At 73.8% G+C, this 21,948-nt stretch carries 19 protein-coding genes; 14 read left to right on the plus strand and 5 right to left on the minus strand.

The window, feature by feature from the left end; translation table 11 throughout:
- Window positions 1-3: 3 nt before the first annotated feature.
- Window positions 4-1,215, minus strand: coding sequence for a pyridoxal phosphate-dependent aminotransferase (locus ACWGSR_RS06795; RefSeq protein WP_125665733.1), 1,212 nt, complete (start codon window positions 1,213-1,215; stop codon window positions 4-6).
- A gap of 119 nt (window positions 1,216-1,334) precedes the next feature.
- On the opposite strand from ACWGSR_RS06795, the gene mptB reads away from it, so the two are divergent.
- Complete coding sequence (gene mptB, locus ACWGSR_RS06800) at window positions 1,335-2,891, plus strand: polyprenol phosphomannose-dependent alpha 1,6 mannosyltransferase MptB (protein ID WP_453564034.1); 1,557 nt, start codon at window positions 1,335-1,337, stop codon at window positions 2,889-2,891.
- Window positions 2,892-2,950: 59 nt separating this feature from the next.
- On the opposite strand, the gene ACWGSR_RS06805 is transcribed toward mptB, so the two are convergent.
- Both ACWGSR_RS06805 and ACWGSR_RS06810 read right to left on the minus strand, forming a co-directional pair.
- On the minus strand, window positions 2,951-4,555 hold the full coding sequence (locus ACWGSR_RS06805) for an N-acyl-D-amino-acid deacylase family protein (protein ID WP_453564037.1): 1,605 nt from the start codon (window positions 4,553-4,555) through the stop codon (window positions 2,951-2,953).
- Between the two features lie 25 nt (window positions 4,556-4,580).
- The gene (locus ACWGSR_RS06810; RefSeq protein ID WP_453564040.1) at window positions 4,581-5,903 is read right to left on the minus strand and encodes an alanine racemase; all 1,323 of its coding nucleotides are present in this window, start codon (window positions 5,901-5,903) and stop codon (window positions 4,581-4,583) included.
- 246 nt (window positions 5,904-6,149) lie between these two features.
- Here ACWGSR_RS06810 and ACWGSR_RS06815 point away from each other — a divergent pair, with 246 nt between their 5' ends.
- The 4 genes from ACWGSR_RS06815 to ACWGSR_RS06830 all read left to right on the plus strand — a co-directional run bounded on the left by ACWGSR_RS06815 (window position 6,150) and on the right by ACWGSR_RS06830 (window position 9,159).
- Window positions 6,150-7,322 carry a sugar kinase gene (locus tag ACWGSR_RS06815; protein ID WP_453564221.1) on the plus strand — a complete coding sequence of 391 codons (1,173 nt, stop codon included), beginning with the start codon at window positions 6,150-6,152 and terminating at the stop codon, window positions 7,320-7,322.
- A complete protein-coding gene (locus ACWGSR_RS06820) occupies window positions 7,319-8,080 on the plus strand; it encodes an IclR family transcriptional regulator (RefSeq protein WP_453564043.1) in 762 nt (253 codons plus the stop codon). Before ACWGSR_RS06815 ends, ACWGSR_RS06820 begins: the two co-directional genes overlap by 4 nt.
- A complete protein-coding gene (locus tag ACWGSR_RS06825; protein WP_376234891.1) occupies window positions 8,077-8,499 on the plus strand; it encodes a RidA family protein in 423 nt (140 codons plus the stop codon). Before ACWGSR_RS06820 ends, ACWGSR_RS06825 begins: the two co-directional genes overlap by 4 nt.
- Before the next feature lie 246 nt (window positions 8,500-8,745).
- Window positions 8,746-9,159: a hypothetical protein gene (locus ACWGSR_RS06830; RefSeq protein WP_376234893.1), complete on the plus strand. Its 414-nt coding sequence runs from the start codon at window positions 8,746-8,748 to the stop codon at window positions 9,157-9,159.
- Window positions 9,160-9,213: 54 nt separating this feature from the next.
- Here ACWGSR_RS06830 and ACWGSR_RS06835 read toward each other — a convergent pair whose 3' ends face one another.
- On the minus strand, window positions 9,214-10,578 hold the full coding sequence (locus ACWGSR_RS06835; RefSeq protein ID WP_453564047.1) for a M14 family metallopeptidase: 1,365 nt from the start codon (window positions 10,576-10,578) through the stop codon (window positions 9,214-9,216).
- Window positions 10,579-10,749: 171 nt separating this feature from the next.
- Here ACWGSR_RS06835 and ACWGSR_RS06840 point away from each other — a divergent pair, with 171 nt between their 5' ends.
- Window positions 10,750-12,096: a serine/threonine-protein kinase gene (locus tag ACWGSR_RS06840; RefSeq protein WP_453564050.1), complete on the plus strand. Its 1,347-nt coding sequence runs from the start codon at window positions 10,750-10,752 to the stop codon at window positions 12,094-12,096.
- Between the two features lie 94 nt (window positions 12,097-12,190).
- On the opposite strand, the gene ACWGSR_RS06845 is transcribed toward ACWGSR_RS06840, so the two are convergent.
- Window positions 12,191-13,903 (minus strand): chitinase, encoded by a 1,713-nt coding sequence (locus tag ACWGSR_RS06845; protein WP_453564053.1) that lies wholly within the window; start codon window positions 13,901-13,903, stop codon window positions 12,191-12,193.
- Between the two features lie 494 nt (window positions 13,904-14,397).
- Here ACWGSR_RS06845 and ACWGSR_RS06850 point away from each other — a divergent pair, with 494 nt between their 5' ends.
- The 8 genes from ACWGSR_RS06850 (at window position 14,398) to ACWGSR_RS06885 (ending at window position 21,712) form a co-directional block, all read left to right on the plus strand.
- Window positions 14,398-15,444 (plus strand): hypothetical protein, encoded by a 1,047-nt coding sequence (locus ACWGSR_RS06850; protein WP_376234902.1) that lies wholly within the window; start codon window positions 14,398-14,400, stop codon window positions 15,442-15,444.
- A gap of 112 nt (window positions 15,445-15,556) precedes the next feature.
- A complete protein-coding gene (gene cpaB, locus ACWGSR_RS06855; protein ID WP_453564056.1) occupies window positions 15,557-16,264 on the plus strand; it encodes a Flp pilus assembly protein CpaB in 708 nt (235 codons plus the stop codon).
- A 7-nt stretch (window positions 16,265-16,271) separates the two neighbouring features.
- Entirely contained in the window at window positions 16,272-17,534 is a 1,263-nt protein-coding gene (locus tag ACWGSR_RS06860; protein ID WP_453564059.1) for an AAA family ATPase, read from the plus strand.
- Window positions 17,535-17,537: 3 nt separating this feature from the next.
- The gene (locus ACWGSR_RS06865) at window positions 17,538-17,900 is read left to right on the plus strand and encodes a TadE/TadG family type IV pilus assembly protein (protein ID WP_376234910.1); all 363 of its coding nucleotides are present in this window, start codon (window positions 17,538-17,540) and stop codon (window positions 17,898-17,900) included.
- Window positions 17,897-18,337 carry a TadE/TadG family type IV pilus assembly protein gene (locus ACWGSR_RS06870; RefSeq protein ID WP_453564061.1) on the plus strand — a complete coding sequence of 147 codons (441 nt, stop codon included), beginning with the start codon at window positions 17,897-17,899 and terminating at the stop codon, window positions 18,335-18,337. Before ACWGSR_RS06865 ends, ACWGSR_RS06870 begins: the two co-directional genes overlap by 4 nt.
- Window positions 18,334-19,677, plus strand: a complete 1,344-nt coding sequence (locus tag ACWGSR_RS06875) for a CpaF family protein (RefSeq protein ID WP_366371472.1) — start codon at window positions 18,334-18,336, stop codon at window positions 19,675-19,677. The genes ACWGSR_RS06870 and ACWGSR_RS06875 overlap by 4 nt, the downstream gene beginning before the upstream one ends.
- 191 nt (window positions 19,678-19,868) lie before the next feature.
- The gene (locus tag ACWGSR_RS06880; protein WP_432086773.1) at window positions 19,869-20,813 is read left to right on the plus strand and encodes a type II secretion system F family protein; all 945 of its coding nucleotides are present in this window, start codon (window positions 19,869-19,871) and stop codon (window positions 20,811-20,813) included.
- A gap of 11 nt (window positions 20,814-20,824) precedes the next feature.
- On the plus strand, window positions 20,825-21,712 hold the full coding sequence (locus ACWGSR_RS06885) for a DUF5936 domain-containing protein (RefSeq protein WP_376234918.1): 888 nt from the start codon (window positions 20,825-20,827) through the stop codon (window positions 21,710-21,712).
- The last annotated feature ends 236 nt before the right edge of the window (window positions 21,713-21,948 follow it).

Below are 21,948 nucleotides of genomic sequence, written 5' to 3' on the forward strand. Positions count from 1 at the left end.
GGGCTACGGCTGGCTGTAGCCGTCCAGGAACCGCCCGATCCGCGTCACCGCGTCCGCCAGGTCCGCCGCCGCCGGGAGCGTCACGATCCGGAAGTGGTCCGGCTCGTGCCAGTTGAAGCCCGTCCCGTGCACCACCATGATCTTCTCGGCCCGCAGCAGGTCCAGGACCATCTGCCGGTCGTCCTTGATCTTGTAGACGTTCGGGTCGAGGCGCGGGAAGAGGTACAGCGCCCCCTTCGGCTTCACGCACGTCACGCCCGGGATCCGCGTGAGCAGCTCGTACGCCGTGTCCCGCTGCTCCAGGAGCCGCCCGCCCGGCAGGACGAGGTCCTCTATCGACTGCCGGCCCTGGAGGGCGGCGGCCACCGCGTGCTGCGCCGGCATGTTCGCGCACAGGCGCATGTTGGCGAGGATCGTCAGGCCCTCGATGTACGAGGACGCGTGATGCTTCGGGCCGCAGACCGCGAGCCAGCCGGAGCGGAAGCCGGCCACCCGGTAGTTCTTGCTCATCCCGTTGAAGGTGAGGCAGAGCAGGTCGGGGGCGATGGCGGCGGTCGGGGTGTGCGTGGTGCCGTCGTAGAGGATCTTGTCGTAGATCTCGTCCGAGCAGACGACCAGGCCGTGCCGGCGGGCGATCTCTGTCAGGGAGCGCAGCATCTCGTCGTCGTAGACGGCGCCCGTCGGGTTGTTCGGGTTGATGATCACGATCGCCTTGGTGCGGTCGGTGATCTTCCGCTCGATGTCCGCGAGGTCCGGCATCCAGTCGGCCTGCTCGTCGCAGCGGTAGTGCACGGCCGTGCCGCCCGCGAGCGACACCGAGGCCGTCCACAGCGGGTAGTCCGGGGCCGGGACGAGGACCTCGTCGCCGTCGTCGAGGAGCGCCTGCATCGCCATCTGGATCAGCTCGGAGACGCCGTTGCCGAGGTAGATGTCCTCGACGGAGAGCGGGATGCCCTTGGTCTCGTAGTGGCTCATCACCGCCCGGCGGGCCGAGAGCAGCCCCTTCGCGTCCCCGTAGCCGTGCGCGTCGGCCAGGTTGCGCAGCACGTCTTCCAGGATGGCGGGCGGGCACTCGAAGCCGAAGGCGGCCGGGTTGCCCGTGTTGAGCTTGAGGATGCGATGACCCGCGGCTTCGAGCCGCATCGCCTCTTCGAGCACCGGACCCCGGATTTCGTAACAGACGTTGGCGAGCTTCGTGGACTGGATCACCTGCATGACGAGAGCTTACGACCGGGGCGGCCGGGACGCTCCGTGTTTTGGGCCACGTCGGGGACGGTGGCGGGCCGGGGGCCGGGGACACCGCCGTACGGCGGGGCCGGATAGGTTGGCACGCCATGTGGGTTTTCAGTGCCTCCGGATGCCGGTGGCTGGGTGCGGGCGGGTCGCTCGCCGTCGCCGTGGGCGGATGGTTCGCCGGGACGCTGCCGGTGCGCGGCGGCTGGGGGCTGTGGGAGCGGCACGGCTCGGCGCCCACCGTCGCCGGGGCCCTCCTCGCGTACCTCGGCCTGACCCTGCTCGTCGCGGCGTGGTGGCGGTACGGGGTGCTGCTGGGCCGGGAGGCGCGGGGCGGGGCGGCCCCGGGCCGGGGCGCGGAGGGCGGGTCGCCCGAGGCCCGGGGAGCCGAAGCCCGGGGCGCGCGGGGCGGGAACGGGAAGGCCGTACGGGACGGATCGTCCGAGGCCCGGGGCGCGCGGGGCGGGGTCCTCGCCACGCTCGTCTGCTGGACCGTGCCGCTGCTCCTCGCCCCGCCGCTGTACAGCGCGGACGTCTACAGCTACGTCGCCCAAGGGGCGATGGTCCTCGAAGGGCACGACGTGTACGGCGCCGGGCCCTCCGTCCTCGCCCCCGGCGACCTCGGCGCCGAGGCGGCGGCGAGCGTCGGCGGGCACTGGACCGACACCCCCGCCCCGTACGGCCCCGCCTTCCTGCTCCTCGCGGCGGCGGTCGTGAAGCTCACCGGCGGCGCGGTCGTGCCCGCCGTCCTCGGCATGCGCCTGATCGCCCTCGGCGCGCTCGCGCTCGCCGTGTGGGCCGTACGGGGGCTCGGCGGCGGACCCGGCGGCCGGGCGGGCGCGCTCTGGCTGGCCGTCCTCAACCCGCTCTTCCTGATCCACGTCGTCGGCGGCACGCACAACGACGGCCTGATGATCGGACTCGTCCTCGGCGGCGTCCTCCTCGCGACGCGGGGCCGGTGGGTGCTCGGCAGCGTCCTCGTCGGCTTCGCCGTGATGGTGAAGTCCCCGGCGGCGGTCGCCCTGCTCTTCATCGGGGTGATGGTCGCCCGCCGGGACGGGGGCGGCGCCCGGGGCCTGGCGAAGGGCCTCGTCCTGCCCGGGGCCGTCGCGGGCGCCGTGGCGGCCGGGGCGACGCTGCTCGCCGGGACCGGGTTCGGATGGCTGCGGACGCAGAGCGTCGCCGGGACCATCCACACCGCCCTGTCCGTCACCAGCGACCTCGGGCTCGGACTCGGACTGCTCCTCGCGGACGACCCCGACCCGGTCAAGGACCTCGTGCAGAAGCTGGGCCTCGCCGCCGCGCTCGTCCTGATCGCGGTCCTCGCGTGGCGCTCGTGGCGGGGGCTCCTCGACCCGGTCCTCGGCCTCGGCCTCTCCCTGGTGGCCCTCGTCGCGCTCTCGCCGATGGTCCAGCCCTGGTACCTGCTGTGGGGGACGGCCGTCGTCGCGTCGGTGGCGTGGTACGGCAGGGCGGGGCAGGTCCTCGCGGTGCTCTCGGCGGCCCTCGTGTACGAGACGGCGCCGTCGGGACGGACGCCGTGGTACGGGTTCGCGGCGGCGGCGGCCGTGGCCGCGCTCGGGCTGCTGTGGGCGCGGCGGGAGCCGTGGCGGGCCGGCGCCGCGCAGGACGCCGGCCCCGTGCGCGCGGGACGGTAGGAGGGCGGGGGCGCACCGACCCCGTGGGCGCGCCCCGGCCCCGGTCCGCCGGGCAGGCCCTACCGGGAGACCGGCGTCCTCCTGATCGCGCGGCCCGCGAGCACGTCCGTCCGCTTCCCGTCCTCGATCACGGACCTCCCCCCGACCAGGACGTGCGGGATGCCCGTCGGGAGGGTCCTCGGGTGCGCGTACGTCGCGCCCGCGGCGACCGTCGCCGGGTCGAAGAGGACCAGGTCGGCCACGTACCCCTCGCGGACCAGGCCCCGGTCGGGGAGGCGGAGGCGGGCGGCCGGGCGGGAGGTCAGATGGGCGACGCACTCCTCCAGGGAGAGGACGCCCAGGTCGCGCGCGTACCGCCCCAGGTACTCCGGGAACGTGCCGTACGCGCGCGGGTGCGGCTTGAGGCCCTGGAGGATGCCGTCCGAACCGCCGGTGTGCACCCGGTGGCGCATGATCGTCCGGACGTTCTCCTCGTGGCCGACGTGCTGGAGGATCGTGGTGCCGAGCCGGTCCTCGACCAGGAGCCGGCGGGCCGTGGCCCAGCCGTCGACGCGGCGGCCGACGAACCCCGCGAGCGCGGGCCCGGTCACCCCCGAGACCTCGATCGTGTCCCAGTCGACGGGGACGCCGTGGCAGCCGTCCGAGCCGGTCTCCTCCAGGTGGTGCCTGATCCGCTCGGCCGTCGCGTCGTCCCGGAGCCGCGCGAGCACCGCCTCCGGGCCGCCCTCGCTCGCCCAGCTCGGCAGCAGGGCCACCAGGGTCGTACAGCCGGGGGTGTACGGGTAGGTGTCGAGGCTGATGTCCGCGCCGGCGTCCAGGGCCGCGTCCAGGAGGGCGAGCAGCTCCGGGGCCCGGCCCTCGTTCACGCCGAAGTTCATGGTGGCGTGGGCCAGGTGCAGGGCGCACCCGGCCGCGCGGGTCAGGGCGACCATCTCCGCGTACGCATCGAGCGCCCCGGCCCCGTACGAGCGGTGGTGCGGGCAGTAGTAGCCGCCGTACTCCGCGACGACCCGGCACAGCTCGGTCAGCTCGGCGTCCGGCGCGTACATCCCGGGGGTGTAGGTCAGGCCGGAGGACATGCCGACCGCGCCCTGCTCCAGGCCCTCGGCGACGAGCCGCCGCATCCGGTCGAGCTCGGCCTCCGTCGCCGGGCGGTCCTCCCACCCGACGGCGAGGGCCCGGACCGTCCCCTGGGGGACGAGGTAGGCGGCGTTGACGGCGATGCCCCGGCCGCCGTGCGCGCCGTCGAGCCGGTCGAGGTACTCGCCGACGGTGCGCCAGTCCAGGTCGAGGTCGGAGCCGTCGCCGTTCCAGCCGGTGATCGCCCGCCGCACCTCCGCGCGCGTGCGGTCGTCCACCGGCGCGTACGACAGGCCGTCCTGGCCCAGGACCTCCAGGGTCACGCCCTGCGCGGCCTTCGCGGAGTGGTCCGGGTCGCGGAGCAGCGCGAGGTCGCTGTGGGCGTGCATGTCGACGAAGCCGGGGGAGAGGACGAGGCCCTCGGCGTCCAGGATCCGGCGGCCGGTGGGCCGCCGGCCGCCGGCCGCCGCGGCCTCCTGGACGATCGTGGTGATCCGGCCGCCCTCGACGCCGACGTCGGCCCGGTAGGAGGGGCCGCCGCTGCCGTCGACGACCTCGGCGTCACGGATGACGAGTTCCAGCACTGTTCCGGCTCCTCGGCTTCCCGTCCTAGAAGAACGTGCGGATGTGGTCGACCACCGTGCCGTCGGCCTCGACGAGCGGGATGAGCTGCCACTTGTCGAACGACGTGCACGGGTGGGAGAGGCCCATCCCCACCCAGTCCCCGACCTCCAGGTCCGCGCCCGGCTCCGTGCGCAGCCAGGCGTGCTGGTCCGAGAGGCCCGTCACGGTGATGCCCCCGGCGGCCCGGATCTCACCCGTGCGGGCGTCGCGGACCACCTGGGCCTCCGGGAGGTCCAGGTCGTGGGCGGCGTCCCGCTTGCCCGCGTTGGTGAAGGCCTGCTCGCCGGTGGGCCGGGAGACGACCTGCGACCAGAGCCGGAAGGCCGGCCGGAGCGCGCCCTCCTCGGGGACCCGGTTGAAGGGGGTGACGTCCCGGTAGCGGCCGTCGTCGTGCGAGACGTACGCGCCGGAGCGCAGCAGCTTCAGGACCGGGAGGGAGAGCGCGGGGATCTCCGCGAAGACCTCCGCGACCGTGTCGAACCAGGCGCTGCCGCCCGCGCTCACCACGATCTCGCCGATCCCGGCGTCGAAGCGGCCCTCCGCGTCGAAGGCGGCGGCGAGGCCGGTGAGCCGCAGCAGCCAGGCGCGGACCCGCTCGGGGTCGGCCTGCGGGACCTCGCCCTCGTACCCGGCGACGCCGACGAGCCGCAGGGTGGCGGTGGCGGCGACCGCGTCCGCGACGGCGGCGCATTCGGCCTCCGTACGGACGCCGGTACGGGCCCCCTCGCCCGCGCCCAGCTCCACGACGACGTCCACCGGCCGGACCGCCCCGGCGGCGCGCAGGGCCCCGTCCATCAGCTCGACGCCGCGCACGGAGTCGACGTAGCAGACGAAGCGGAAGTCCGGGTCGGCGTCGAGCTCGGCGGCGAGCCAGCGCAGGGCGGCGGGGTCGACCACCTCGTTGGCGAGGAAGATCCGGGCGATGCCGTGGGCGCGGTAGACGCGGGCCTGGTGGGGCACGGCGGCGGTGATGCCCCAGGCGCCGTGCGCCAGCTGCCGGTCGAAGAGCTGGGGGGCCATGGAGGTCTTGCCGTGCGGGGCGAAGGCCAGGCCGTGGCGCTCGGCGTACGTCTCCAGGAGGCGCAGGTTGTGCGCGACGGACTCGGCGGAGAGGGCGAGGACGGGGGTGGTGTAGCCGCCGGTGAAGAGGTCGCGGCGCTGGGCGGAGAGTTCGCCGACGGTCAGGCCCTCGGCGTCCGGGGGGAGGGCCTTGAAGCGGTGGTCGACGCGTTCGGCGGAGAGGTCGGGGACCTCGTGCCCCTTCCGTGCCTGCTCCTGCGCGGGCGTCTCGTTCGCCGGGCCTGCCATGGGCTCCTCCTCGCGGTGTTGCATTCAGTGCAACGCTCATTGCGCATCTTGCTCACGGCTGTCTAACATCCGGGCCAAGGCCGGGTCAATGGACCCGTGGGAGTCGCAGGGAGCACGAGAGTGAGCGGACACGCGATCCCGGACGTCGTCCGCGCCGTGGACGTCGTGGACCCCGTGAACCCCGTGAACCCCGTAGACGTCGTGGACGTCGTGGACCACATGGACGTCGTGGACCCCATGGACCCCATGGACCCCATGGGCCCCGTGGACGTCGTCTGCCTCGGCGAGTCCATGGTCACCTTCCTCCCCTCCCGGCCGGGCCGCCTCGCGGACGTCCCCTCCTTCACCCGCGCGATCGGCGGCGCCGAGTCCAACGTCGCCTGCGCCCTGGCCGCCGCCGGACACCGCGCCAAGTGGGTCGGCCGCGTCGGCGGCGACGGCTTCGGGGACCACCTGGTCGACGCCATCGGCGGCCACGGCGTCGACGTCACCGCCGTCGGCCGCGACCCGCACCGGCCGACCGGGATCTACTTCCGCACGGACGAGGACCGGGCCACCGACGCCCACGAGGTCGTCTACTACCGGGCCGGTTCCGCCGCCTCGGCCATGTCGCCGGCCACCGTCCCGTACGAGAGCGTCGCCGGCGCCCGGATCCTGCACCTCACCGGCATCACCGCCGCCCTCTCCGGGGACTGCCTGGCCCTGGTGCGGGAGCTCACCGCCCCGCGCCCCGGCCGGCCGCTGGTCTCCTTCGACGTCAACCACCGGCCGGCCCTGTGGCGCGACGGCGACGCCCCCGGCGTGCTCCTCGGCCTCGCCCGCCGCGCCGACGTCGTCTTCGTCGGCGCGGACGAGGCGGAGCGGCTGTGGGGGCTGGCGGACGCGCGGGCGGTCTTCGAGGCCCTGCCCGAACCGGGAACGGTCGTGGTCAAGCTGGGCGGCACGGGAGCCGTGGCCGTCGAGCGCGGCGGTGCGGGCCGGGGTGATGCGGGCCGGGGCGGTACCGGCCGCGGTGATGCGGACCGGGGCGCTACCGGCCGCGGTGATGCGGACCGCGAGGGGACCGCGACCCCCGTCCCCGTCCCCGCCCCCCGCGTCGACGTCGTCTCCCCGATCGGCGCCGGGGACGCCTTCGCCGCCGGCTTCCTCTCCGCGACCCTCCGCGGCCTCGACCTGCGGACCCGGCTCCGGCACGGGCACCTGATGGCCGCCGCCGCCCTCACGGTCCCCGGCGACCTGGCCGTCCCGCCCCGCCGCGACCGCGTCGACCGCCTGGCCGCGCTCGACGACGCGGCCTGGGGGACACTTCACCTCGGCCCCGGCTGGACGGAGGCCGACGAGAAGGGCCCCGGGCGGACGGGCGAGGGCCCGGAAGGCCCCGGCCGCACGGGGGACGACCAGGAGGTACGCACGCCATGAGCCAGACCGTCGACCGGGCGCTCAGCATCCTGCCGCTGCTCGCGCGGGGCCCCGCCGACCTCGGGCAGGTCGCCGAGAGCCTCGGCGTCCACAAGTCCACGGCCCTGCGGCTGCTGCGCACCCTCCACGAGCACGGTCTCGTCCACCGCCAGCAGGACCAGCGCTACCGCCTCGGCGCCCGGCTCTTCGCGCTCGCGCAGGAGGCCGTCGAGAACCTCGACGTCCGGGAGATCGCCCACCCCTACCTCACCGCGCTCAACGAGCAGATCGGACACACGGTCCACCTCGCGGTGTACGAGGAGGGGGAGGTCCTCTACATCGACAAGGTCGAGAGCCGCTACCCGGTCCGCATGTACTCGCGGATCGGCAGGCCCGTCGCGATCACCGTCGCGGCCGTGGCCAAGCTGCTCCTCGCCGACCTGCCCGAGGCCGAGCGGCGCGCGGTCGCCGCGAAGCTCGACTACCCCCCGTACACGCCCCGTTCGACGCCGAACGCCGCCGCCTTCCTCAAGGAGCTGGCGACCGTGCGCGAGCAGGGGTGGGCCACCGACCTCGGCGGCCACGAGGAGTCCATCAACTGCGTCGGGGCCCCCGTCCGCGGCGCCGACGGGCGGGTCGTCGCCGCCATGTCGGTCTCGGCGCCCAACGTGGTCGTCACGGCCGAGGAACTCCTCACCCTCCTCCCGCAGGTGCGCCGCACCGCGGACGCCATCAGCCGGGAGTACTCCGGCACCGCACCGACCAAGGACACCGCATGAGCGAGCAGCCGACCGAGAAGACCGCCCTGACCCCGGCGACCCACACCACCCCGCCCGCGAAGTTCTCGCACGGCGTGAAGAAGGGCAACATCCTCCAGGTGGCGGGCCAGGTCGGCTTCCTGCCCGCCGTCGAGGGCCGGGCCCCCACCGTCGCGGGCCCGACCCTGCGCGAGCAGACCCTCCAGACCTTCGCCAACGTCAAGGCGATCCTGGAGGAGGGCGGCGCGACCTGGGACGACGTGATGATGACGCGCGTCTACCTGACGGACGTGGACCACTTCGCCGAGATGAACGAGATCTACGACCAGTACTTCGAGGAGCAGGGCCTCAAGGCCCCCGCCTCCGCCCGCACCACCGTCTACGTCGGCCTCCCGCCCGGCCTCCTCATCGAGATCGACGCGCTGGCGGTGCTCGGCTGAGGGACACGGCCCGGCCGCGGCCTCCCCCGGCCGGGCCCGCGTTCCGCCACCGGGAACCGGCCATTCCCGGGCGGTCGAACGCCACATCGATCGCAGGGGGCGGACGGAAGCACCCCCCGTGTCACGGTCGTTCCCCAGGGCACTTCACGCCCGGGGCCGAGGGGGCACGTCCAGATGAACTTCAGCGGCAATGGTTTCAAGGACCATTCGACACCTGACCGAGGGCGCCGGACGGCTCGTCTCGGCGTGCCGGTCGCGGCCCTGCTGTGCGCGGGGCTGCTGTCCGGCTGCGGCGGGGCGGAGGAGAAGAAGGCGGACCCGGCCGACCAGGACCGGTTCCTCGGACGGTACGTGACGCTGCTCAACGCCTCGGACGAGGCCGGTCTCGCCGACCTCCTCGCCGCCCATCCGCACGGCAGGGACGACGCCCGCGCCCGGATCGAGGAGTACGGGGGGCAGGACTGGGACGTGACGTGGAAGCGCACCTCCGAGTTCCCGAACGTCTGGAGCGTCCGGCTGACCGGCACCGCCGGGGAGCGGAAGCGTCCGGTCGCGGTCGTGGAGACCGTGAGCCGCGAGGACGGGCACTGGCTGCTGACCCCGCTGGACGGGGTGGTCCCGAAACCGTCCGGCGCGGCGGACACGGCGCGCCCCCGGTGACGGGTGCGGGCCCGTACCCCCGGAGGGGTACGGGCCCGCACCCGGCCTTCCGGATCAGGCCGCGCAGTACTGCCCCTGCTTGCCGATCGAGCGGTACATGCAGTCCGCGTTCTCCAGGAGTTGGAGCACCGCGTCCCGGTTGCGGGCGGTCTCGCGTTCGATGACCTCGTCGGGCGGGTAGAAGCCGCCGCCGGAGGACGAGGCCGGGTACATCTCGAAGGTGTACGCGAAGATCTTCTGCGCGCCCCACAGGTAGTCGTCGATCGAGCCGTCCGTGACGTACAGGTCGCTGGACTGCTCGGGCGTGTAGCCGTTGCTCGCGGCCATCTTCCCGCCCACGGCCGCGAAGGCGTTCCGGTCGTCCTGGGTCATGCCGGGGGCGGTGTCGGCGGTGGTCCAGCCGAACGGCCACAGGACCAGTTCGCTGTACGTGTGGAAGTCGATCGCCGCCTTGATCTGCTGCTTCCCGCCGACCACCCGGGAGCGGACGAAGTCGGCGACGACCTTCACCTCGGGGGCGGACTCGGGGGCCGTGCCCCGGTAGGTCTCGGAGCTCTTGGTGCCGGAGGAGCCGCCGCAGCAGCCCCACTTGTAGTTCCAGTTCCGGTTCGTGTCCGTGCCGACGTACGAGGAGCCGGAGTTGGGCTGCCGGTTCTTGCGCCAGCTCCGGTAGGAGCCGGACGCGATGTCGTACTCGCCGCCGTCCGGGTTGAGGTCCGGGACGATCCAGATCTCGCGCCCGTTCACCGCGTTGGTGATCCTGCTGTCCGTGCCGTAGCCCGCGCCGAGTTCGCGCAGCAGGTAGAGCGCCATCTCGACGGTGAGGTGCTCGCGGGCGTGCTGGTGGTGGGTGAAGAGGACCTCGGGCTCGTTCTCGTCGGTGGCCACGTTGTCGCTGATCTTGATCGCGACGATGTCCCGGCCCTCGTACGACTTCCCGATCACCCGCCTGCTCATGATCGAGGGGTACTGGGCGAGCCGCTGGTCGATCTCCGCCTTCGCCTCGGCGTAGTTGTGGTAGCGGGAGTCCGCCGACGGGAAGTCCAGCGGACCCAGGGCCGACCGGGCGGCCTCGCCGCGGTCCGGCGGGGCGGGCAGGGCCACCGGCTTGTAGCCCAGGGCCTTCAGGCGCCCGAGCTGCTCGGTGTTCGCGCTGACCACGACCGCGCGGGCGTCGACCTCGTCGATCGAGACCCCGGTGGCGGCGAGCGCGGTGCGGGCGGCCGGGGTGGCGGGGCCGGCGACCTCGTACTGCCGGACCACCTCCCGGTCCGCGGAGGAACGGGCGGCGGTCGGCGCCGGGTCGGCCCCGGCGGGTGTCGCGAGCGCGGAGAGGGGGGCCACGAGGGCGAGTGCCACGAGGGCCGCGAGGGTGGCGGACCTCCTGCCGGGCCTCCTGGCGCGGAGGGAACGTCGCATGCTGTCTCCTGGGTGGGGAGGGTGGGGGGTGCGACAACGACAAAGCGGAGTGTGGGGTGCGGGGGTGGTGCGGGGTCGTACGGGGGGTGCGGGGTCGTGCGGGGTGTTCCGGACATGGTGAGGTCATGTCATGGACCGGTCAAGATACGGACTTCGGCCATACTGTCCCGCGTGGGGACCCTCATCGGCAGATACGTCATCGAGCACAAGCTGGGCGAAGGCGGCATGGGCACCGTCTACCTTGCCCGATCGCGCGGCGGACGCGCCGTCGCCGTCAAAGTGGCGCGGCCGGAACTCGCCTCCGATCCCTCCTTCCGCGCACGCTTCCGCGCCGAGGTCGCCGCGGCCCGCCGCGTCGGCGGCTTCCACACCGCGCAGGTCGTCGACGCCGACCCCGACGCCGAGGCCCCCTGGCTCGCCACCGCCTACGTCCCCGGCCCCACCCTCGCCGGACTCGTCAACGCCGAGGGCCCCATGGACGAACCGCGGCTGCGCGCGCTCGGCGCCGCGCTCGCGGAGGCCCTGGAGGCCATCCACGCCTGCGGACTCGTCCACCGCGACCTCAAGCCCGGCAACATCGTCATGGCCCCCGACGGACCCCGCGTCCTCGACTTCGGGATCGCCCGCGCCCTGGAGTCGACCCGCCTCACCGCCACCGGCTCCGCCTTCGGCACCCCCGGCTACCTCGCCCCCGAACAGGCCCTCGGCGAGGAGGTGACGGGCGCCGCCGACGTCTTCGCCCTCGGCGCCGTCCTCGTCGCCGCCGCGGGCGGGCGCCCCTTCGGGGAGGGTACCCCGATGGGCCTCATGTACCGCTCGGTCCACGAGGCCCCCGACCTCGGCTCCCTCCCGGAGCCGCTGCGCGCCCTGGTGGCCCGCTGCCTCGCCAAGGACCCGGCCGAACGCCCCACGCCGGACGAGATCCTGGACGCGCTGGGGGAGGGGACGCCGGGTGAGGGGACGCCGGAGGAGGGGGAACGCCCGCCCGCCACAGTGGTCGTGCCCGCGCCCGCCCACCCCTACGGCTCCCCGCCGCTCCCCGTGCCGCCCTCCGTACCGCCTTCAGGCCTCCCGACGGCGCCCGCCTACGGGCCCCCGGGGTACGGACAGGGGTACGCGACGCCGCCGGGTCCCGGCTTCGGGCCCCCGGGCGCCTTCGCCGTACCGCCGCCGCCCGCCGCGCCGCCCGGAGCCGTACGGCCGGGAGCCGTACAGCCGGGATCCGTACCGCCCGGCTTCGTGCCGGAGTTCGTGGCCGCCGACCGGGTGTCCGGGATCGTCGTCGACGGCTCCGGCGTGCACCTCCAGCTCTACGGCGAGGAGGTCGACTTCGGCTGGGCGGAGATCTCGGGCGTGGACCTGCTGCGGACCCGCCGCGGCCGGGGTCTGAACGTCGTGGTCTCGCTCTACGAGGGCGGCGCGTACACGTGCGAGCTCGACGGCCGCCGCGTCGCCCGGGTCGACGAGTGGGTGGCCCGGCTCGACCCGGTCCTGGCCGGATTCCTGCCCCGCCGCTGAGCACGCGGCCGGACCCGGGAACGACGCAGCGCCGCCGGGGGAGCGGCGGCGCTGCGGAGCCCGTGTCCGTACGCGTACGGGAGGGGGTTGTTGGTTACGGAAGGCCGTGCACGTGCGGGCCGACCGCGTTCGACCAGGCGTTGCCGGCCGTCGCGTCCCAGTTGGTGGACCAGGTCATGGCGCCGCGCAGGGACGGCCAGGCCTGGGCCGGCTTGAAGGTGCCGCAGTTGGTGAGCTTGGTCAGGCAGTCGAGCGCGTTGTTCACGATCTGCGGGGAGACGTAGCCGCTGCTCGCGCCCCGGGTGGAGGCGGGGACGCCCAGGCCGACCTGGGACGGGTCGAGCCCGCCCTGGATCTGGATGCAGGCGAGCGCGGTGAGGAAGTCCACCGAGCCCTGGCTGTAGACCTTGCCGTCGCAGCCCAGCATCGAACCGCTGTTGTAGTACTGGGTGTTGATCACCGTGAGGATGTCCTTCACGGCGAGCGCGGTCTTGAAGTACTCCGTGCCCGTGGACTGCATGTCGATGGTCTGCGGGGCCATCGTCAGGACCAGGCCCGAACCCGCCTTCGCGGAGAGCTGGCGCAGCGCCTTGGTGAGGTACGTGGAGTTGATGCCGTGTTCGAGGTCGATGTCGACGCCGTTGAAGCCGTACTCCTGCATCAGGGCGTACGTGCTGTTGGCGAAGGCGGTGGCGCTCGCGTCACTGTTGATCGTGACGTTGCCCTTCTCGCCGCCGACGGAGATGATCACGGACTTGCCGGCCGCCTTCTTGGCCGCGACGTCGGCCTTGAAGTCGGCGACCGACGCGTAGCCGACGGCCGGGTCGAGGTTGAAGACGATCTGGCCGGGCGTGGTCGTCGAGTCGGCGAAGGAGACGGCGATGATGTCGTACGCCGCCTGCACGTCCCGCAGCTTCTGCTTGGCCGCGCCGTTGTCGAAGTTCTGCCAGTAGCCGGTCACGGCGTGCTTGGGCACGGCCGGGCCGGGGCCGGTCTGGTTCTTGGCGGTGCGCGCCGTCACGGCGGTGGACTTCGCGGACTCGCCCGCGGAGTTCGTCGCGGAGACCTGGAACTGGTACGCGGTGTCGGCGGTGAGCCCGGTGATCGTGGCGGAGGTGCCGCTCACGGTCTGCGGGCCGGCGCCGTCCCGGTACACCTTGTAGGCCGTCGCGCCGGAGACCGCGCCCCAGCTCAGGCTCACGGAGGAGGAGGTGACGGTGCCCGCCGCGAGACCGGCCGGGGTGGTCGGGACGACCGGGTCGGGGTCCGGGACGCCGCCCCCGTCGGGCCCGAAGACGCTCACGTCGTCGACGAGGTAGGGGGAGGTGCCGTACCAGCCGTGGGTGTAGATCTCGACCGACGTGGTGGCGGCGCCCGTGGTGAAGGTGGTGGTGAGCTGCTTCCAGGACGGGGAGTCCGGCGTCCAGGTGGAGACCGAGCCGGTGCCGGTCCCGGTGCCGCTCGCGCCGAGGTAGGCGTAGCCGCCCTGGACCCAGGCGCTCAGCGTGTACGTCGAGTTGGGCTTCACGGTCACGGTCTGCACGCACTTGGCGTTGTCGAGACCGGCCGGGGCGGCCCGGAGGGCGCCGGCGCCGGTGCGGACCGGCGAGGAGACGGCGGCGCCGCTCCCGGCGGAACAGGCCCAGTTGGCGAGGCCGTTCTCGAAGCCCGCGTTCTTGGCGACGTTGACGTCCGCCGCCTGGGCGGTGCCGGCTCCGCCGACGAGGACGAGCCCGGAGCCGACGGCGAGCGCGAGGGCTCCGCCGAGCCATCTGCGGCCGCGCGGGCGGGTGGTGGTGCGGTCCACGTGCATCCTCCGTGGGGAGTTGGGGATGTGGAGGTGCCGTACGTCGTCGTACGGAGGGGGTTCGTACGGGGGTACGAGGCGGTACGAGGGGTACGGGTCGGGACGGTGGCCACCGTTGTGCGAACAAGCTGGTCCAGACCAATCGCGTTGTCAAGACCTCTGGCGGCAAACGGTGTTCGGGAGGAGCGGGAAACCGGGGCCGGGAAGGACCGCGGGCCCGGCTTCCGGGGCGCGCTCCGGGACGCGCTCCGGGCGGGATCGGGGCAGGTTCCGGGCCCGATCCCGGGTCCGCTCCCGGGTCCGGAACCGGGTCCGCCACCGGACCCGGGGCCCGGAGCCGAATAAATGGAGGGAGCTTGGCGGATTGTGTGTTCACCACCCCGGGGCACGCGGATAAGGTGCAGAGACGGCCGCACCCCGGTGTGACGTCGTGAACGCGGTAAGTGAACCGTGACCCCCGTGACTCCGGGGGCCGGAGGGGACGGGGGGCCGACGTGCCGACAGCGATCGCGGTCACCAGCGGCGACCTGGTGCTGCCGCCGACCGACCCCGGGACCCCGCGCGCCGCCGTGCTCCCGCCCCCCGAAGGGCGCCCGCTGGACGCCTCGGTCGCGGACCTGCAACAGCTCCTCGCCCGGTACGGACACGTGGTCGTCGTCTGCCCCACCTCCGTCCCGGCCGCCGTCGAGAACCGCCTCCACGCCGTCCGCTCCCTCCTGGAGAGCGACCGGATCGCCCTGGTCAGGACCGACCTGCCGCCGCTCGGCGCGGCCGTCCTCGTCCGCCAGCTCTGCCAGTTGGCCGCCTTCGACTTCAGCCCCGGAGTCCTCGCCTCCGCCGCCCGGCTGCTCGCCCACTACATCTACGCGGGCGCCGTCCTCGGCTCCGTCTCCCGGCTCGACCGCGTCCCCGTCGGCCTCGGCTCCCACCTCAAGAGCTGGCTGCCAGGCGCCCACTTCGCCGTCCTCGCCGGACCCACCCCGCAGATGGTGCGCGTCGGCGGCGGAGGGAAGGCGGAGGAGCCCCTCGCGGGCCCCGAGTTCGCCACCGAACTCCTCCTCGCCCGCGGCCAGCTCCAGACCGACTGGCCCGCCACCACCCTCGTGCCCCGCTGGCGGATCCCCGGCCCCGTCCAGGAGGCCCCGCTGCCCGCCGCCTCGCCCGGCTGGTGGGGCACCGGGAAACTCGTCGAGTTCGCCGCGTACCTCCCCGACCCGTCCGTCCTCCACCAACTCGTCGCCTCCGTACGGCGCGAGACCTGCCACTGGTGCGGCATGGACCTGATCGGCGACCGCTGCGGCTTCTGCGCGGCCCCCCTGACCGTCCCGGAACCGGGCGGCGGCACCTACGCGGGCGCGTACACGGGCGCACAGGGCGCCGACCCCCGCACCGCCGCCCCCCGCGCCGTCGACCCACGGCACGCCCTGGCGTCCGGGGACACCCCCGCCGCCCCCGCGGACCCCCGCGCCCTGAGGCCCGCCGTCCCGCACCCCACCCGGGCCCTCGGGCCCGGCGCGCACACCCCCCGCGCCCTGCCATGAACCGCGCCCCGGCCCCCGCCCCCGTACACCGGCCCGTCCTCGTACGTCCGCACCCGCCAGCCCACCGTCTCCGTCCGTCCGGACCCACGTCTCCGATCGAGGTAGTACGGCCATGAACTCCCGCCAGCGCCGCGGCGTGATCCTGCTGCTGCTCTCCGTCCTGTGCGCCCTCGGCGCCTTCGCCGGCGTGCTCGCCGTCATCAGCGACGTGAACTCCAAGGTCGGCCCGGAGACCACCGCGTACCGGATCACGGAGAACGTGAAGCCCTACGAGGCCCTCAGAGCAGGTCAGTTCGAGAAGATCACCATGCCGAAGCGCTGGCTCTCCGAGACCGCCGTCACCGACCTCGCCGCGATCAGGGGCAAGATCGCCGTCACCACCCTCAAGGCCGGCTCCCTCCTCCAGGAGGACATGATCGTCGACCGGCCCGCGCTCCAGCCGGGCCAGCAGGAGATCGCCATCATGATCGACGCCGGCACCGGCGTCGCGGGCAAGATCACGGCCGGCGCCACCGTCAACATCTACGCCACCTTCGCCGGCGAGAAGAAGGGCGACCCCGACCAGTCCCGGATGATCGTCTCCGGCGCCCGCGTCCTCGACGTCGGCAAGCTCACCCCGGCCTCCGAGCGCTCCGACCGCGCCGACCGGGCCACCTCCACCGTCCCCATCACCTTCGCGCTCTCCACCCTCGACACCCAGCGCGTCGCGTACGCCGAGTCCTTCGCCGAGCACGTACGCCTCGCCCTCGTCGCCCCCTCCACGGGCGGCGCCCCCGTCGACCAGCGCGACCGCACCTACACGCTCGACAAGGACAAGTGAGGCCGGTATGACCACGAGGATCCTGCCGGCCGTCGGCGACCCCGACGCGGCCCGGTCCGTCACCACGCTGCTCAGCCAGCTGCCCGACGCCGAACCCGCCCCGCCGGTCGCCGACTCCACCCAGCTCGTCGACACCCTCGCCCGCCTCGCCGCCGCCTCCCTCGACGAGCTCCCCGAGGTCGTCCTCGTCCACGAGCGGATCGGACCCGTCCCCGCGCTCGAACTCGTCCGCGAGGTCGCCCTCCGCTTCCCCGCCGTCGGCGTCGTCCTCATCACCGCCGACGCCAGCCCCGTGCTGTTCTCCGCCGCCATGGACTCCGGCGCCCGCGGCCTCGTCACCCTGCCCCTGGGGTACGAGGAGCTGGCCAGCCGCGTCCAGGCCGCCGCCCAGTGGTCCGCCGGGGTCCGCCGCCACCTCGGCACCGGGCCCGACCAGGTCACCGGACCCGGCGGCACCGTCGTCACCGTCAGCGGCGCCAAGGGCGGCGTCGGCACCACCGTCGCCGCCGTCCACCTCGCCCTCGCCGCCCGCGCCTCGGGCCGGAGCGTCGCCCTCGTCGACATGGACCTCCAGAGCGGCGACATCGCCTCGTACCTCGACGTCCAGTTCCGGCGCTCCGTCGCCGACCTCGCCGCCATCACCGACATCTCGCCCCGCGTCCTCCAGGACGCCGTCTACGTCCACGAGACCGGCCTCTCCCTGCTCCTCTCCCCGGCCGAGGGCGAACGCGGCGAGGAGGTCACCGACCGCGCCGCCCGCCAGGCCGTCAGCGCCCTGCGCGGCCGCCACGAGGTCGTCGTCGTCGACTGCGGCTCGCGGCTCGACGGCGCCAACGCCGCCGTGATCGAGATGGCCGACACCGCCCTCCTCGTCACCACCCCCGACGTGGTCGCGGTCCGGGCCGCCAAACGGACCGTACGCATGTGGGAACGGCTCCAGGTCCGCAAGGCCGAGGAGACCATCACCCTCGTCAACCGGCAGCACCGCTCCAGCGAGATCCAGCCGCCGCTCGTCCAGAAGATCACCGGGACCCGCGTCGCCGGCGTCTCCGTCCCCGCGCACTTCAAGGAGCTCCAGGCCGTCGTCGACGCCGGCCGCCTCCACGAGCTCGACGCCAGGTCGACGGTCAAGCAGGCGCTCTGGTCCCTCGCGGGCGAACTGGGCCTCGTCCGGGCGGACCGGGCCGCGGGAGAGCCCGGCAAGCAGCTCGCCCGCTCCGGCGGCGACCGCGGCTCCCTCGGCCTGCGCCGCCGCACCGGGGGCCGCTGACCGATGCGCGACCACGGGGGTGACGACAAGGGGCAGGTGGCGGTCGAGTTCCTCGGCATGGTCCCGCTGATCCTGCTCACCCTCGCCCTGCTCTGGCAGGTCGTCCTGGTGGGGTACACGTACAGCCTGGCGGGGAACGCGGCGGACGAGGCGGCGCGGGCGTGCGCGGTCGACGACGACTGGGGCGCCGCCGCCCGCCGCCACATCGACGGCGCCTGGAACGTCTCGGAGGCGAGCTGCGACCAGGGCGGCGGCATGGTCCACGTCCGGGTCGGGGTCGACGTGCCCGCCCTCGTCCCGGGCCTGGGGGGCCTCTTCCCGGTCACGGCGGAGGCGGGCGCGGTACGGGAGGAGCCGACACCATGAACCGACGACCGCGCACGAGGGCCCGCGCCACGAACGAACGGCGGCCCGGACGGACCCGCGTCACGCACACGCGGCCCGGACGGGCCCGCGACCGGGGCCAGGCGGCCATCGAGTACCTCGGGTTCCTCCCGATCCTGCTCCTCGTCGGGCTCGCGGGGCTCCAGCTAGGCGTCGCCGCGTACGCCGCCCAGCAGGCGGGCACGGCGGCGCGGGCGGCGGCGCGGGCGGCGAGCAGCGACGCGGAGGAGCGGCCCGACGCCACGGCGGCCGGTTACGCGGCGGCCGACTGGGTCACCGGCGTCGACGTCGGCCGGGGCGGCGGCGAGGCCGTCGCCACCGTCACCGTACGCATCCCCTCCGTCGTCCCCTTCTGGACCTTCGACGACGTGAGGAAGACCGCCACCATGCCGATGCCCGACGAGGAGGACCTGCCGTGAGCCTGCGCTCCCGGATCAACGCCCCCGAGGAGAGCGGCGCCGCGGCCGCCCGTGAGGACGGGCACCTCGTCGCCGCCTTCCGCGCCAAGCTCCTGGAGGAGATCGACCTCACGGAGATGTCCGCGCTGGCCGCCGCCGAGCGGCGCGCCCGTCTGGAGCGCGTCCTCGGGCACATCATCAGCCGCGAGGGCCCGGTCCTCTCCACCGCCGAGCGCGCCCGCCTGATCCGCCGGGTCGTCGACGAGGCCCTCGGCCTCGGCGTCCTCGAACCGCTCCTCGAAGACGCCTCCATCACCGAGATCATGGTGAACGGCCCCGACCAGATCTTCATCGAGCGCAACGGACGCGTGGAACTCCTGCCGCTCCGCTTCGCCTCCCACGACCAGCTCATGCAGACGATCGAGCGGATCGTCTCGACCGTCAACCGCCGCGTCGACGAGTCGAACCCGATGGTCGACGCCCGTCTGCCCTCCGGCGAGCGCGTCAACGTCATCATCCCGCCGCTGTCCCTCACCGGCGCGACCCTCACCATCCGCCGCTTCCCGCGCGCGTACACCCTCCACGAGATGATCGGCCTCGGCTCCCTAGACGAGCAGATGCTGCTCCTGCTCTCGGGGCTCGTGCAGGCCAAGTTCAACCTGATCGTCTCCGGCGCCACCGGCACCGGGAAGACCACCCTCCTCAACGCCCTCTCCGGGCTCGTCCCGGACGGCGAGCGGATCATCACCATCGAGGACTCGGCCGAGCTCCAGCTCCAGCAGTCCCACGTCATCCGCCTGGAGGCCCGGCCGCCCAACATCGAGGGCCGCGGGGCCATCTCCATCCGCGACCTCGTCCGCAACTCCCTGCGCATGCGCCCGGACCGCATCATCGTCGGAGAGGTCCGCGGCGGCGAGACCCTCGACATGCTCCAGGCCATGTCCACCGGCCACGACGGCTCCCTCGCCACCGTGCACGCCAACTCCGCGGAGGACGCCCTGATGCGGCTCCAGACCCTCGCCTCCATGTCGGAGGTGAAGGTGCCGTTCGAGGCCCTGCGCGACCAGATCAACAGCGCGGTCGACGTCCTCGTGCAGCTCACCCGGCACCCGGACGGCACCCGCCGGATCACCGAGATCGCCGTCCTCGCCTCGCACGGCCGCGAACGCTTCCTGCTCGCCACGGTCTGCCGCTTCCACGCCCAGCCGCTCGCCGCCGACGGACGGGTGTACGGGCGGTTCACGTACCACCCGCTGCCGCGCCGGGTCGCCGAACGCCTCTACCTGGCCGGGCAGCCCCTCCCGCAGGCCTTCGGCGTGGCCGCGACCGACGCGCACCTGGCCGTCCGGGAGGCGGAATGACGACCGGCGGGTACGGCGTGTACAGCAGGTACGACAGGCATGCGTCCGTCCGGGAGGCGGAATGACGACCGGCGGGTACGGCGTGTACAGCAGGTACGACAGGCATGCGTCCGTCCGGGAGGCGGAATGACGACCGACGGGTACGGCATGTACAGCAGGTACGACAGGCACGTGCCCGCCCGGGAGGCGGAATGACGACCGACCCCTTCTGGCTGACGATCGGCGTCGCGCTGCTCTGCTGCGTCCTGGGCGTGACCGGCGTCCAGCTGTACGCGAGCGGGGCCCGCCGGCACGCGGCCCTCGTCGCCCGCCTCGACGAGACGGCCGAGCCCGAGACCGCCGGCCGCCGCAGGCGCCACTTCAGGGGCGTCGACCGGAGGGTGCGCGGAACCGCCCTCGGCCGGAGGCTGGAGCGGCGGATCGCGGCCACCGGCCTGGACGTCACGCCCGGCGAGTTCACCGTCGCCCTCACGGCGACCGTGGCGGTCCTCTGGGCCGGGGGCCAGGCGCTCCTGTCCCCCTTCTTCGGCCCGATCTGCGGCTTCCTCGGCATCTGGGTGGCCCTCGGCTACCTCAACTGGCAGCGGCAGAAGCGCATCGAGAAGTTCATCAACCAGCTCCCCGAGCTCTCCCGCATCCTGGCCAACGCCACCCAGGCGGGCCTCGCCCTCCGGATGGCCCTCAGCCTGGCCGCCGACGAGCTGGAGGCCCCGGCCGGCGACGAACTGGAGAAGGTGGCGCAGCAGTTGTCCGTCGGCACCTCCCTCGACGACGCGCTCGGCGAGCTCGCCGAGCGGCTCCCCTCCCGCGAGCTCGTCGTGCTCGTCACCACGCTGGTCCTCGCCAACCGGGCCGGCGGCACCGTCGTCTCCTCCCTGCGGAACCTCACCGAGACCCTGGAGGAGCGCAAGGAGACCCGGCGCGAGGTCCGCACCCAGCTCTCGCAGGTGAGCATGACGGCGTACTCGGTCCCCGTCATCGGCGTCGGCTCGCTCCTCCTCATCGACAACATGCAGCCGGGAGCCCTCGACCGGATGACGGATTCGGGCCTCGGGCAGTTCGCGGTGATCGCCGCGTTCGCCCTGTACGCGGTCGGCTTCGTCATCATCCGCCGCTTCTCGAAGATCGACGTGTAGGGACGGCCGCCGTGGAACTCCTCCTCGCCCTCCTGGCCGGCCTGGCGGTCGCCGGTGCCTGCTACGGCGTCCGCCTCTACCGGGCCGACGCCAAGCTCCCCGACGACCTCCGGCTCGCCCTGGAGGTCGGCGCGACCCGTACCGGCGCGGTCGACTCGGCGGTCGACCGCCTGGGCATGCGCTGGTCGCCGGCGGTCCTGCGCCTGATGGGCCCGAAGCGGGTCAACGCGGTGCGCCGCCGCATCGACCTGGCGGGGAACCCGGGCGGCCTGACGATCGACCGTTACGGCGCCCGCCGGGCGGTGTACGGCTTCCTGGGGGCCCTGGGCGCCCTCCTGATGCTGTCGAAGGGCTCGTACCTCACGGCACTGCTCCTCCTGGCCTTCGGGGCGTTCTGGACGGAGGTGGGGATCTGGTCGGCGGTCCGCATCCGCAAGGACCAGATCGAGCGCACGCTGCCGGACTTCCTGGACGTCCTCGCCGTCGTCGTCTCGGCGGGCCTCGGCTTCCGCCAGGCGCTCGAACGGGTCGCGGAGAAGTACGAGGGCCCGTGGTCCGACGAACTGCGCATCACGCTCCGCCAGATGGACATGGGAGTGAGCCGCCGCCAGGCCTTCGACGAACTGCGCCGCCGCAACGACTCGGAACAGGTGGCGCAGTTCGTGACGGCGCTCCAGCAGGGCGAGGAGCTGGGCGCCCCGATCGTCGACACGCTCATCCAGATCGCCAACGACATGCGGCGCACCGACGCCCAGAACGCCCGCCGGAAGGCGGCGAAGGCGGTCCCGAAGGCGACGATGGTGATCACGACCCTGATGGTCCCGGCGACGATGATCCTCCTCGGCGCGGGCCTGTTCCTGGGCACGGGAACGGACTTCGGCTCGGTGACGGGCGAGTGAGAGCGGTGCCCGTCCGAAGACTTGTTCGCCCAAAAGGCTTCGCGGATGCAACGGAGTGTGTCACAGTGCGGACTGAGAGCGAGGGGAGGCGGGGGGCGATGGACCCGAAGGGCACGGGCCTCGACGGCCGGCGGATCGCCGCGACATGCTTGGCCGCGGGGAAACCGGTCAAGAATCACCTCGACCGATTCAACCGAATCTTCGCCGAACTCCACACCCGCACCGGTGCCGAGGCC

The organism is Streptomyces sp. NPDC055632 (genome assembly GCF_053618675.1).